Genomic DNA, 14,251 nt, shown 5'->3' with positions numbered 1-14,251 from the left:
CTGTTATCGATCCCGTTGCTTCACTTTGTGATTGTGCGGCCGCTTTTTTGGCTTTAGCGCGGGCGATTGCTGCAGCGATAGCCGCTTTCTTGGCATCGACGGCAGGCGCTGGTGTGTCAGTTGCCGTTTCACCTGCTTCACTTTGTGATTGTGCTGCCTCTTTTTTGGTTTTAGCACGGGCGATTGCAGCAGCTACGGCGGCTTTCTTGGCATCAACAGCAGGCGTTGGTGGTACTGTTGTCGATCCCGTTGCTTTACTTTGAGGTGACTGTGCGGCAGCCTTTTTGGCTTTAGCGCGAGCAATAGCCTCGGCCACTGCGGCTTTTTTCGCTTCGATAGCCGGACTCGTTGTTGTTTGTACTGGTTCTGAACCTTCGGCTTCGCGTTTGGCTTTTGCCGCTGCTTTTCTCGCTTTACGTTCAGCAATGACAGCTGCATTATTTGGCAAAAGAGTATCTGGAACCGCAGTATCAGTGGATGCGGCAGCCGCTTTCTTGGCTTTCGCGCGAGCAATAGCATCAGCAACCGCTGAACCTTTGCTTGCTTGACCATTGTCTGGCGCTTGTTCAGCCGCTTTCGCTTTTTTGATTCGATCCATTGCTGCTTTCACTGGATCTTCACCCGTTGTTGCTTTTGCTGTGGCACGGCGTTTTTCTGCTGCTTCTTTTTGACGCTGTTCACGTTGCGCTTTTTCTAATGCCAAGCGTTCATTACGTTTTTCAAAACGTTCTTTAGCGATCGCAGCAGCGGCAAGTTCGGCATCATTTGCACGGACTTCAACTTTGGCAATACGGTATTGATGCACCAGCGGTATTTGACTGGGACAAACATAACTACATGCGCCACATTCAATACAGTCCATCAAATTGTAATCGTTCAGTTTTTTTACATCTTTAGCTTGGCTATACCAATGTAATTGCTGTGGTAATAAATCGACGGGGCAGACTTCAGAACATTCACCACAACGAATACAAGCATCGGCTTCTCTTACTTGCGGAATTTCATCTTTGACTGGCGTTAAAATGCAGTTACCAGTTTTAGTTAATGAAAACTGCGTATGGGGCAAGGTAAAACCCATCATCGGACCGCCATAAATTATTGCTGCCGCTTTAGTTTCATCACAGTGAAATTCACTTAACAATGCACTGATTGGTGTCCCGATTAACGCCTGTACATTACGTGGTTGCGGAAATGCTTTACCGGTTAAAGTAACGATACGACTTAATAGTGGTTGGCGATCTATAATCGCTTGTTTAACCGCATAGACAGTACCCACGTTTTGCATCACGATACCAGATTGCGCAGGGATTTGACCTTTACTTATCTCTTTACCTGTTAACATCTGAATTAACTGTTTTTCACCGCCGTTCGGGTATTTTGTCGGCACTTTACGTACGATGATATCATTGCTGAGATTGATTTTTTTAATCGCAGTTTCTAACGCTTGTGCGGCATCGGGTTTATTATCTTCAATACCAATAACACAAAGTGCAGGTTTGATCATGTGACGCAATATCTCAATACCCTGAATAATATCGTCAGCACGTTCACGCATTAATACATCATCAGAGGTGATATAAGGTTCACATTCCGCGGCATTGATTAATAAAAATTCAATTGGCTGTCTATCGTTGAGCTTAACGGCTGTAGGGAAACCAGCTCCGCCCATTCCGGCCACACCTGCTTGGCTAATGTGTTGCTGCAACTCAGATGTTGATAACTGTTTATAATCTAACGCTGGTTGCGTTGGCATTGCTTGATCTTCTTGATCGCATACAAGCTTAATCGCAATTTCTGGTGTCGCAGATGGATGGGTGCTTGGATATTGGGCAATGTGTTCAATCGTACCGGATGTCGGCGCGTGAACAGGTACTGCCATAAATGAGTCTGATGCCGTTAGTGGCTGACCCTTTAAGACACGATCGCCTGATGCAACAATGACTTGACCGCCTTGGCCAATATGTTGTTTAACCGGAATAATAAGGTGTTTAGGAATACTCGCAGTGGTGATCGCTAAACTTGTAGACTGAGTTTTGTTTTCTTTCGGGTGTACACCACCAAGATAGCGCCACAGTTTACCATTTTTGATTTGTTCGATTAATGACATCATGTGACCTACTTAATATTGACGACAGGGATAGAATCTAACTGCCATTTCCAGACAGCTTGTACTGGTTCCATCACGATACAATCGGTAGGACAGGGTGCCACGCATAACTTACAACCGGTGCAGGAATCAACAATCACAGTGTGCATAGCACGTGTCGCCCCTGCAATTGCGTCAACAGGGCAGGCTTGGATACACTTAGTGCAACCAATGCAGTCTTCTTCAATAATGCGTGCGACCAATTTAATGCTGGTGTCGTGTTCTTGCTCTGCAATCGGTTTTACTTCAACACCCATAATATCGGCAAGTTTTTCAACGGTATCTGCGCCACCGGGTACACATAAGTTTACTTCTTCACCGTTAGCGACGGCTGTTGCATAAGGCTTGCAGCCTGGATAGCCACATTGGCCACATTGTGTTTGTGGTAACTCAGCATCAATCTGTTCAACGACAGGGTTACCTTCAACTTTGAAACGAATAGCAGCCCAGCCGAGCCCGAGCCCAAACAAAGCGGCGAGAATAACAAGGGTAATAATTGCAATGAGAATAGTAGTCATAGTTATCAATAGTTAAAGTTTAACCAAGCCCGTGAAACCCATGAACGCAAGTGACATAAGACCTGCTGTGATCATGGCGATTGAAGTACCCTTAAAAGGGGCCGGGACATCTGCAGCGGCGATACGTTCGCGCATAGCAGCAAATAAGATTAGTACTAATGAGAAACCAACGGCCGCACCAAAACCATACACAGCACTTTCGATAAAGTTATGTTTTTCATTAATATTTAATAAAGCAACACCGAGTACCGCACAGTTAGTTGTGATAAGGGGCAAGAAAATACCTAACAAACGATAAAGCGTCGGGCTGGTTTTATGTACGACCATTTCAGTAAACTGTACAACCACAGCAATCACCAAAATGAAACTAAGCGTTCGAAGGTATTCTAAGCCGAGCGGCGTTAAAATATAGGTTTCAACAAGGTATGAAGACATTGCCGCAATAGTCAGTACGAACGTGGTCGCAAACGACATGCCAATCGCACTTTCTAGTTTGCTCGATACACCCATAAACGGGCACAAACCAAGAAATTTGACTAGTACAAAGTTATTTACAAGAACAGTGCTTACTAGCAGTAAAAGATATTCGGTCATGATGAAGTAATACAGTTACTATGGGAGCCATATTATCGGGTATCTGTATCATTGTTACAATAGAAAAGAAGTAAATTGATAACGTAAAAAGGCTAATAATCAATTAGTATCCTTACGTTACCTTGGGTTTTTAGGATTTAACAGGCTATTTTGCTCAATGGAGCAGGTTTGGCTATGAGATAACCTTGGATACCGTCGACATACATAGATTCCAGTAATTGTTTTTGCGCTAACTCTTCAACACCTTCAGCAATGACTTGGCAGCTCATGCGGTGTGCGACATCGACGATCATGCGTAAAAATTGTTGACTGGCATTATCATTCGTAATTGACTGGATCAAGCTACTGTCTATTTTTATATAATTTGGTTTTAGCTCTTTAAATAACTTGAAAGAGCTAATACCGTGACCAAATTTACTAATTGCAGAGCGACTGCCAACACGACGTAACATATCCATTGCGCGTTTACTGGAGACAATATTTCTTTCTAATACCACTTCATCTATTTCGAATACTAGGTTGGCGGCAATATTAGGTTCTCGTAATAATAAGCGTTCTAACCAAACAATAAATGCGCTACTTTGTACGGAATGAGAAGTCAGGTTAACCCCCCAATGGCTATTGCCATCCATTTGAGTTCGACTATTGCTGATAATATTTTCAATAATTATTTGGTCTAATTTTATGGTGTAATCCAAACGTTGAGCCATAGCAAACAAGGTGTGAGTTGGCAGTACTGCATTATTACTACCAATAAAACGGGTATATATTTCTTGATAATTTTTCATGTTCCGATGAATCGGTTGTACAGGTTGACTGAGCAACATCAGACTGCGTTTATTGATGATCTCTTCAATGACTTCTTTCCAATAAGTTTGGCCTTGATTATCCTGCTGGCTATCTTGTTGTTGAAAAGCCCAATAGTTTGGCCCTTCAAGTTGTGCTTTGGCTAAGGCCGTATCTGCACGAGCAAGCACTTGTTCAGGTTGATGGCCTGAATGAATCGTTGTAATGCCAATGTAAGCAACATTTTCTAGTTCATGCAGTGATTGATATTCATCTAAGTTTGCTTTGATCTCTCTTGCCAGTTTATGTGCGACAGCGGCTGTCATATTAGGTATAAGAATGGCAAAATCAGGACCTGAAACACGATATAGCTGGCTGTCTGGGTAGCGTTTTGTACATTGCTTTAGCATATTCGATATATCTTTAAGATAGACATCACCGAGTCGAAAGCCTCTATGCTTATTGATATGTCCCAGTGCTGTCGCTCGAACTAATGCTAGAATGGCAGATTGAGATTGCTTTTTCTCTGATAAAAAATCCACAAGCTCACCACGAAAAAAAAACCGATTGTATAAACCGGTTAAATTATCCATGTTGATTTTTTTTGATAATACTTCAATCTTATCGTGTTGACCTTGTAATTCTTTATGATGTTCGGCTTTATGCTGAGCAAGAAGACGAGTGACCGCCGGAAAAGATTGGTGCTTTGGTGTTATCGTATTACCGATTTCGTGCAGGATGTTTTTTTCGACACTAATTAATAATCGCTTAACGGATGCGAGGCATAATAAATAGGCGATAAAGACTGAAATGATAAAAGTGCTTAATAATTGAATAACTGCGTTATCTTTTTCACTGAACCTTAACTTAAATTTATAACTGAATAGGTCTGTCGCACCCGAAAACTGCTTAGCTAACTGCGGAAAAATAAGTTGGATCAGAGTAGGGTAGTTGATATTTGATTCCCAACTTGATGATATCGATTCTGTTTGAATGAATAAGTGGCTTAACGCGAGGCGATCTGTAAGTAACTTAGTATTATCATCCGTAATTGAATCGACAGTTATTTTTTGACTTAGTGCATAATTAATAGCACTGCCTTGGACCGCTAATGATGAGTTTAATGATTGGTAGCTAAAACCTAACGCACTGAACAACATGCATAAAAAAACAAATGTGAGAAAAAGGTTGCAGCGAAAATAATCCGTCATTTTCATTATCCCTATAATATGTTACATCCCTGATAGGCTAGACTAACCTGTTTAGATCAATAAAACTATGCATAGCAGGGGTTTGATAAAGAATATGGGATAGAGGACACGGTTTGAGTAAGAAACCCTACTTTAGTAGGAAGTACGAGTTTAACTAGAAATGTATATGTAATCGAAAGGTATTAATGAATTGTTTTAAGTGTATGACAATACAGGAGTATATTACTAGGAAAAGAAAGTGGCTCCCCTTGCTAGACTTGAACTAGCGACATATGGATTAACAGTCCACCGTTCTACCAACTGAACTAAAGGGGAATTACTTGTCTTTGTTTTGAAGACGGGGCGAATATTAAGGTTAGATGATTCTGCTGTCAATGATAAAACGGTCAAAACTGTTATTTGCGTTTTTTTTGTAGAATAACTGAACGATGATGGCTAAGAAATACTGATAGCGTAGTTTAAGTAAACAATTGATTTATACGGCAAGGAATTAAATATTGGTATCCCTCGTAGTATGAGGTTAAATTTTCTTTTTGGTCTTCTCAATATATGACGATTTGCATTTAATACACAACAACATGTCTTTTTGTAGCAAGGCCTGTGAATATGACACTTTTTATTGAGTTATCCACTAAATCTGTGGGTAACTCTGTTGATTAAATCTGTAAAAGTGAAAAACCAGCAAGTGACTATATTTATAATTGTGGTTTTAAAGTCGTAAAATTCTACATTACCCCTTTGAAATCAATGTGTTGAATTATTTGTAATTAGTATTTAAACTGTTGATAAGTAATCACTTCAAATGCTTGTATCAAAAACAACCATAAAAAATATATTTTATAAAACTGTTGATAACAACTTGACATTTTTCTTTATATTGTTGTCCTGGCCTTTATTTCGGCTTGCTTTATTTAAACTATAAGCGAGTAGAGGTAATTGTTATGGCACGCTAAGCGTAAATTGGTATTATGGGAATATATAAATTTAAAAACCGAGTTGTGATCTTAAATAATGACGATTTTATTCGATTTATGTTCTGAATATACCCCGAGTGGTGATCAGCCTCAAGCGATTGAAAAGCTTGTTGATAGTTTTAATGCAGGTGTTGCCTGTCAAACCTTATTAGGCGTAACTGGTTCGGGTAAAACCTACACTGTCGCGAATATGATTGCGCAATTAAATCGTCCGACATTGCTTATGGCACCCAACAAAACGCTTGCCGCACAGCTCTATGCCGAAATGAAAGGTTTTTTCCCTAATAATGCGGTTGAGTATTTTGTTTCTTACTACGATTATTATCAACCAGAAGCGTACGTACCAAGTACAGACACCTTTATTGAGAAAGATGCGGCAGTCAATGCGCATATTGAACAAATGCGTCTGTCAGCGACTAAAGCATTATTAGAGCGTCGTGATGTTATCTTAATTGCATCTGTGTCTGCTATTTACGGTTTGGGTGATCCTAAGTCGTATCTAAAAATGATGTTGCATGTGTCTGTTGGTGAGATAATTAGCCAGCGTAGTATTATTCGTCGGTTAGCTGAATTGCAATATATCCGCAACGATATGGATTTTAAACGTTCTACTTTCCGTGTTCGTGGTGAGGTTATTGATATCTATCCAGCTGAATCAGATAAACACGCGGTTCGTATTGAAATGTTTGATGATGAAATTGAACGTATCAGCTATTTTGATCCGTTAACGGGTGCGGTTGAAAAAACAGTAGAGCGGGCGACTATTTATCCTAAGACTCACTATGTGACCCCAAGAGAAAAGATCTTATCTGCGATTGAACACATTAAGGTGGAATTGTCAGAGCGTAAGAAACAATTGTTATCAGCAAATAAATTAATAGAAGAGCAGCGCGTGAGTCAACGCGTGCAGTTTGATATTGAGATGATGCAAGAGCTTGGTTACTGCTCGGGAATTGAAAATTACTCTCGCTATTTATCAGGGCGTGTACCAGGTGATGCGCCACCGACCTTATTAGACTATTTACCTGATGATGGCATATTGGTCATTGATGAGTCTCACGTTACCGTGCCACAAATTGGTGCTATGTACAAAGGTGACCGCTCACGTAAAGAAACGCTGGTTGAGTTTGGTTTCCGTTTACCATCGGCCTTAGATAACAGACCGCTTAAGTTTGAAGAGTTTGAATCCATTGCACCACAAACCTTGTATGTATCTGCAACACCAAGTCAGTACGAACTGGATCGCTGTGAAGGTGAGATTGTTCAACAACTCGTACGACCGACTGGATTATTAGATCCAATCATTGAAGTGCGACCGGTTGATACGCAAGTTGATGATCTGCTCAGTGAAATTAATATTCGTGTTGCGAAAGGTGAAAGGGTACTTGCGACGACGTTAACCAAGCGTATGTCTGAAGATTTAGCTGAATACCTCGCCGAACATGGCGTTAAGGTTCGTTACCTGCACTCCGACATTGATACCGTTGAACGTGTGGAAATTATTCGCGACCTACGTTTAGGTGTATTTGATGTGCTGGTTGGGATTAACTTGCTGCGTGAAGGTCTCGATATTCCAGAGGTTTCTTTGGTCGCTATCTTGGATGCTGATAAAGAAGGTTTCTTACGTTCTGAGCGTTCGTTGATCCAGACTATTGGTCGTGCGGCGCGTAACTTAGAAGGTAAAGCTATCTTATATGCTAATCGCATCACCAAAGCGATGGATAAAGCCATCAGTGAAACTGATCGGCGTCGTGCTTTGCAACATGAGCATAACGTGAAGCATGGCATTATACCAAAAGGATTAAAGAAAAAGGTCGGTGATGCCTTAAATATAGGTAGAACACCAGAGCAACAAATGATGTTTATTGCTGAGCAAAAAGCGACGTATGCGATGTTTACGCCAGCAGCACTGAGTAAAGAGATCGTACGCTTAGAAGAGCAAATGTATAAGTATGCACAAGATCTGGAATTTGAAAAAGCCGGTGAAACGCGTGATAAAGTGGCTAAACTGCGTGAGCAATTAATTCAATAGTCGAGAACAGCTATAGAAGCAAAAAAGCGAAACCACTTACTGTACATAACATTAAGTTGGTTTCGCTTTTTATCTAAGCCGATTTATGCTAAACCGACAGACACTTTATGTGCTTAGAATAATGAATCAGACAGATCAAATAGTTCTTGATTGAAAGGACGTTTCATATTTTCAATACAATCAATAATGTCATGATGCACCATTTTTGAATTCATCAAACCCACACAACGACCGCCTTCACCATCAATTAACAGCTTAACTGCGTATGACCCCATACGACTTGCCATAATACGGTCTCGCGCTGTAGGTGTTCCGCCACGTTGTAAATGACCTAAGATAGTGGCACGTGTTTCACGGCCAGTTTCTTTTTCTATATGTTTAGCTAGCGCATCGACATTTGTTACGTGTTCACACATCGCAATGATCGCGTGTTTTTTACCTTTATCGATACCGGCTTGAACTTGTTTGAGTAGTTCAGCTTCGTTGTAGCCTTTTTCTGGGATCACAACGAATTCAGCACCACCGGCTACTGCTGCACCTAAGGTTAAATCACCACAGTAGCGGCCCATGATCTCAACAATAGAAATACGTTTATGCGATGTTGAAGTATCACGTAAGCGGTCAATGGCATCAACCACAATATTGAGTGCAGTATCAAAACCAATGGTATAAGTTGTGCCTGGGATATCGTTATCAATCGTGCCCGGAATACCGATGCATGGGAAACCCATTTCAGTGAGTTTTTTCGCACCCATGTATGAACCGTCACCACCGATAACAACTAATGCTTCAATGCCATGTTGTTTCAGGTTTTCGATTGCTTCTTTACGTACGCTTTCTTCTTTAAATTCAGGGAAGCGTGCAGAGCCTAAGAAAGTACCACCACGGTTAATTACATCAGAAACTGATTTACGATCAAGTTTCTCAATGCGATTTTGGTGTAAACCTTCGTAACCATCAAAGATACCATAAACTTCTAAGCCAAGATGTAAGCCTTCACGTACAACTGCTCGGATTGCTGCGTTCATGCCTGGTGCATCGCCACCACTTGTTAAAACACCTATTCTTTTAATCATTGAAGCCTCAAATATATCAATCTATGATACTTTATTTATTGGGTTAGAGTACTGTTCTGCCGCTGCTACTTTCTATTTATTATAACGATTTATTCTATTCTTTTCTGTGTCTTTTCGACTTACTGTATCACTAAAGAGATATTTATCACGCTTTCATATGAAACTTTTACTCGTTAAATAAAATAATGCCTCGGCGTGATTTTATTTTTAAAAATATGAGTTTAATAAGAAAGGAGTGCAGTAATACATAATCACAGAGCAATTAGTATTACTACACTTTGATTACTAATGCAGAGTAGAGTTTCACTCTCCATTAGCTTTTGACTGGCAATTATGCAGAAGCACCTGCAATTACTTTAGAAAATTCTACTGCGTCTAGTGAAGCGCCGCCAACTAGGCCGCCATCAATGTCTGCTTGACCGAATAATTCAGCAGCGTTAGCGCCTTTAACTGAACCACCGTAAAGGATTTGAACTTTGTTTGCTACTGCCGCATCTTGCTCTGCTAACCATGAACGGATGTGCGCGTGGATGTCTTGTGCAATTTCAGGTGTTGCTGTTTTACCAGTACCGATTGCCCAAACTGGTTCGTATGCGATAACTGCATTGTTTAGAGACGTGATACCAGATTTAGTGACAACAGCTTGCAGTTGTGCTTCGACAACCGCTTTAGTTTCGCCAGCTTCGAATTGCGCTAGCGTTTCACCGATACAAAGTACAGGTACTAGGCCATGTTCTTGTGCAACAGCAAATTTTTCAGCAACAACTTCGCTTGACTCACCGTGGATAACACGACGTTCGCTGTGACCAACAAGTGTGTATTTACAACCGAATTCTTTTAACATTACGGCTGAGTTTTCACCAGTGAATGCGCCAGCTGTATTAACGTCACAATCTTGAGCGCCGTAGCTAATTGCAGTGTCAGCTGTTAATGCTTCAACTTGTGGGATAAAAATAGCAGGAGGGCATACAGCAACTTCAACAGTTGCATTGTCTTTTGCCGCATCAACTAAACCGTTAATTAAAGCTTCTACAGATGCTTTAGTTGCGTTTAATTTCCAGTTACCCATTACTAGTGCTTGTCTCATGTCTATCTCCGATATGGTTTAAAGCTATTTTTCTTCAACTTAATTGACTTGAGTAACAATGACTAAAGTTACTTAAGTTGAGAACATGAGATGATTATAGAGTCATCTAGCGTCAGGGCAAGTTGTCATAAGACAATTTTTGGTAATAAAACTACATAAAATGCAGTAACTGTGACTTGTGCCACGTTTAATGATTCAATTTAGACTCAAATGCAGTGGGAATTACGGAATGGAAAATTTATTGGTTATTTTTTAACGATAACCAAGCCAGTCCTAACCATTCATGGACTACCATCTCACTGACCGCAAGATACCGAGCGCGAGGGAAGTAGTAATGTAACGGTTGTGCGCCGTTAACTGGTTTACTGACATGTGCGGTCGGGGCGGGGATAGGGGATAAACCTTGTTGTTGGAAGATTTTCATCGACCGTGGCATGTGGGTTGCCGAGGTGACTAATACTAGGCTTTTACCTTGAGTAATCTTTTTATTATCAATGGCTTCCTCTATGGTGTCTTTAGGATCTTCTAATAATATAATCGCTGATTCGGGTACCCCTAATGCCATGGCTAAGCGCGCATTCATCTTCGCATTACTGTTAATGTCACCACCGTTATAACCACTGAAAATTAACGTCGCTGTTGGGTTAAGTTTATAAATCCGTACCCCTTCTGTGGTTCTGGCAAGGGCTGCTGGGGTTAATTGACTGGTGATCGGTAAGCTGTCTACCGTGGTATGACCGTTACCCAATACGTGGATATAATCAACGCTTTGCTGCTGATAACTTGGATGTTGAGACTCTAAAGTCGCGGCTAAACGACTCGCGACTGGATCTAGGCTTAATAGCAATAATGTAATAAAACTACTACAAAACAGAACTTGGGCACTGCGTTTATAGCGGGTGAGTTTATATAATAGTGCGGCAAGGATAAAAAAAGTAAGCAGTAATGGCAGTGGCATTAACCAGGTACCAATGATTTTTTTAAGTGCGAACATGCGATTTTAATACCTTTATGATTTATATAGCAGCCAATCCGTATCAACGCCAAGTAGATGCTCTTGTTGCCAACCTAATTGATATTTATTCATTAAATGAATATGTGCATGCCATGTTTGTGGATACGTGGACACATTTAAATAAGTCTGTCCGTGAGCAAGCTGAGGAAAGAATTTATCTTTTCCTGCAAGTTTTTTTAGTTCGACTTTCGTTAACGTTGAGAATAGATTGATATCTGGCAGTATAATGCCGTCTACTTGGAAGCTTTTGGCAATTGAAAAACCTTCTGGATCAAAATCACCGAAATAGTAGAGGGGTAATTCTGATTTGTAGTTATCAATAAAACGATTAACTTCATCGGCCCGCTTACCATTTTGGCTGTCGCCACGATAAATGACGAGTGAGTGCTCGAAGACAGGGTTATTTTTAAGTTGGTGGAGATAGTACATAGGCGTGAAGTTTTCACAGATGATAATCGCATTGTGTTCGATACTGCTGATCATGCTATGACGCAGTTCTAGACCCGCAGCATGAATAGAACGAAATAAACCACTTACTTCTTGGTTAAGTTTTAATTGTCCGGCGGCGTTATTCACTAAAATGATATCTTGTGATGCATTTGCGCCGATCTTTTCATCATTGTGTCTTGCTGCGTTAGCAATTCGGTCACCATTGCAGTAGGGCTCGGTTAATACCTCAAGCCCTATTTCTGCTTTAATAACAGCTTGTAACTTTTCTGCTTCGCCAGCGCGTAGCTTGAAATATATTTTTTGTTTTGTTCTTTTGGATGCTGGGATCACTTGTTTATGACCTAAACCGAATAACGCCTGTATTTCTGCGTTAATTTCATCGTATTTTAGGCCTTGTTCATTCGATTCAATCAGTTTTTTACAACGATTATATAGCGTCCTGCTAATCGTCATCATTAGTCTCGCAGTAATTGAATATCGCGCACACGTAAATTTCCTGAAATTAATATCGAACCTGGTAATTCGGTGGTGCTGGCGTCAGGGAAATCAATTGCCATCACTTTACGTACGGCGGGCGCGCACTTGTAGTATTCATTATAAAGAATACTGAGCCATAAATGCTTCGGTAAAATATCGGTGAGCTGGTTGTCTTGCTGCCAATAGTGCAGGGCCGAGAAGGGGTCGCCTTTATTACTCAATACTTGGGTAAATAACGCTTCGCACTGTGACAATACATAGTCGGCTTCGAGTTGACGGGCTTTTTGTTGTAAGTCATCAATACGACCACTGCTGCGTAAATCAACGGTGTCAGCATCTGACTTACTTTCTTTACGCAATGAGTTGTAAATGTCGGTGAGTTCTTCTTGCTGTACCTGATTGCTAATATCAACACTGGCTGATAATTGCAGTGGCGCAACGCGATTGAAGATCGCCGGTACTTGCTCACGTTCCGCGTAGTCGTCTAATTCCCAGATCGGATTGTCTTTCAGGAATTTAGACATGGCCTTAAGGCGTGCAACTTGCTCATTTTGTTTACGCAGGGTCATGAGTAATTGACGCATGCGATGAACAGCACCTTCTAACTGACGGTTAATACGACGATAACCATCAATAAAGAAGGTGACTTTTCGGCTGAGCTCTGCAGGCACATCATCCCAATTGAGCCAATCATATACATCACTAAGATTAATATCGGCTAACGCATTGAGTAGACCCTCGGTATAGGCGATGGCTTTTTCATTCTCATGGATCTTACTTTCTAAGCTATCCACAAAACCAAATTTACTGGTGATCGCGGCGAACAAACCACTGACACTGTCTTCTAATTCATAAACAATGCCGTAAAGCTCTTCGTCAACCTGGCTTAAATAGAAAGCAACTTCATTGTGCTGACCGATTAATAACGCACGTTTATATGACTTAATATCGCCATCAATGTGTTGCATGACTTTAGCGATATCAGTACGTTTACGATAAGACGCATGGCGTAATAATAGTTTGTCTAGAATACGCTTTAAGTTGATGGCCAGCATATAGGTGCCATCTTCTTCACTAGGGCGGATCAGCCCATTCTTGGTGAGCATTTCGAGTAATGCGGTATTCTCACCATTATCAATAATGTTGCCATCGAAATACGCTTGCGCCAACATAGTACTGTTTGATTTAGCAAACGAGGTACGTATTATCTGGGCAATTTTTTCGACTTCAGAAGCGCTTTGCAACGGTGACATTAAAACATCTCCGACTGTGAGTCATCGAAGATATGGTTATCTTGTGTTTCTAATTTCAACGATTCACTGTCATTAATAAAATCAATTAACTCGTGAATGTAGTTCATTTTAGCGGTGATCTGATAAATGGTACTGCCGGTTTCTAAACGTTGTACATAGCCAGCTTCAGCTAATTTTTTTAAAATAAAGTTAAGCTGTTCCGAGATATCATTACGGCTGGTTTTGAAAATACCTTTATTGGTTAATAATGCCAGTTGTTGCTTTAACGTGGGCTCGTGCTCAATGCCACGTAATAACTCAGACAAGCGGATAGTATCGCCTGCGCGCATGGCACAATCATGTACCAGGGCTGTCATGGCGAGGTCTAAGAAGTTAACCAAAGGACGGAAGATATCACGTACTTGGCGTAGCTGCTGACGAATATCCGCGCGGTTCTCTTCTTCAATGGTGCAGTAACAAGCGACAAAGGCTAAGCCGTCTTCAATTACTTTTACCTTACGGTTAATCAAACGCAGGTAATCATTTACCTTTTCAAATAAGCTTTGCTCAGACAGGTAGCGGTATGCATCAGGCTGACTGACCTGACAAATGGTATGACCCTGTAACAATAATTCAACGGTAGTTTGAAACAT

The 14,251-nt window shown here is 40.9% G+C and carries 11 protein-coding genes and 1 tRNA gene; 1 reads left to right on the top strand and 11 read right to left on the bottom strand.

Going from position 1 to position 14,251, the window contains the following annotated elements; all coding sequences use genetic code 11:
* The 5 genes from rsxC to HRT96_RS14680 form a co-directional block, all read right to left on the bottom strand.
* Window positions 1-2,110: electron transport complex subunit RsxC (gene rsxC / locus HRT96_RS14700; protein WP_293158182.1), on the bottom strand; the 2,110-nt coding region annotated here is incomplete at its 3' end.
* Window positions 2,111-2,115: 5 nt separating this feature from the next.
* On the bottom strand, window positions 2,116-2,664 hold the full coding sequence (gene rsxB / locus HRT96_RS14695; protein ID WP_293158179.1) for an electron transport complex subunit RsxB: 549 nt from the start codon (window positions 2,662-2,664) through the stop codon (window positions 2,116-2,118).
* 12 nt (window positions 2,665-2,676) lie between these two features.
* Complete coding sequence (gene rsxA, locus HRT96_RS14690) at window positions 2,677-3,258, bottom strand: electron transport complex subunit RsxA (RefSeq protein WP_112713746.1); 582 nt, start codon at window positions 3,256-3,258, stop codon at window positions 2,677-2,679.
* Between the two features lie 137 nt (window positions 3,259-3,395).
* Window positions 3,396-5,255, bottom strand: a complete 1,860-nt coding sequence (locus tag HRT96_RS14685) for an EAL domain-containing protein (RefSeq protein WP_293158176.1) — start codon at window positions 5,253-5,255, stop codon at window positions 3,396-3,398.
* A gap of 239 nt (window positions 5,256-5,494) precedes the next feature.
* Window positions 5,495-5,570, bottom strand: a tRNA-Asn gene (locus tag HRT96_RS14680).
* A 696-nt stretch (window positions 5,571-6,266) separates the two neighbouring features.
* Here HRT96_RS14680 and uvrB point away from each other — a divergent pair.
* On the top strand, window positions 6,267-8,261 hold the full coding sequence (uvrB, locus tag HRT96_RS14675; protein WP_293158173.1) for an excinuclease ABC subunit UvrB: 1,995 nt from the start codon (window positions 6,267-6,269) through the stop codon (window positions 8,259-8,261).
* A gap of 113 nt (window positions 8,262-8,374) precedes the next feature.
* Here the strand turns inward: uvrB and pfkA are convergent, their stop codons facing one another.
* The 6 genes from pfkA to HRT96_RS14645 all read right to left on the bottom strand — a co-directional run bounded on the left by pfkA (window position 8,375) and on the right by HRT96_RS14645 (window position 14,251).
* Window positions 8,375-9,337 (bottom strand): 6-phosphofructokinase, encoded by a 963-nt coding sequence (gene pfkA, locus HRT96_RS14670; protein WP_293158170.1) that lies wholly within the window; start codon window positions 9,335-9,337, stop codon window positions 8,375-8,377.
* A 331-nt stretch (window positions 9,338-9,668) separates the two neighbouring features.
* Window positions 9,669-10,424 (bottom strand): triose-phosphate isomerase, encoded by a 756-nt coding sequence (gene tpiA, locus HRT96_RS14665; RefSeq protein ID WP_293158167.1) that lies wholly within the window; start codon window positions 10,422-10,424, stop codon window positions 9,669-9,671.
* Between the two features lie 238 nt (window positions 10,425-10,662).
* A complete protein-coding gene (gene elyC, locus HRT96_RS14660; RefSeq protein ID WP_293158164.1) occupies window positions 10,663-11,418 on the bottom strand; it encodes an envelope biogenesis factor ElyC in 756 nt (251 codons plus the stop codon).
* A 15-nt stretch (window positions 11,419-11,433) separates the two neighbouring features.
* Complete coding sequence (locus tag HRT96_RS14655) at window positions 11,434-12,345, bottom strand: Wadjet anti-phage system protein JetD domain-containing protein (RefSeq protein ID WP_293158161.1); 912 nt, start codon at window positions 12,343-12,345, stop codon at window positions 11,434-11,436.
* A complete protein-coding gene (locus HRT96_RS14650; RefSeq protein WP_293158159.1) occupies window positions 12,345-13,619 on the bottom strand; it encodes a hypothetical protein in 1,275 nt (424 codons plus the stop codon). Before HRT96_RS14650 ends, HRT96_RS14655 begins: the two co-directional genes overlap by 1 nt.
* A complete protein-coding gene (locus HRT96_RS14645) occupies window positions 13,619-14,251 on the bottom strand; it encodes a hypothetical protein (protein ID WP_006033945.1) in 633 nt (210 codons plus the stop codon). The genes HRT96_RS14650 and HRT96_RS14645 overlap by 1 nt, the downstream gene beginning before the upstream one ends.

Origin of the sequence: Moritella sp. (genome assembly GCF_013215705.1) — a bacterium.
Taxonomy (GTDB): domain Bacteria; phylum Pseudomonadota; class Gammaproteobacteria; order Enterobacterales; family Moritellaceae; genus Moritella.
The sequence above is the reverse complement of the archived record's forward strand: the minus strand, read 5'-3'. Positions and strand labels throughout refer to the sequence as shown.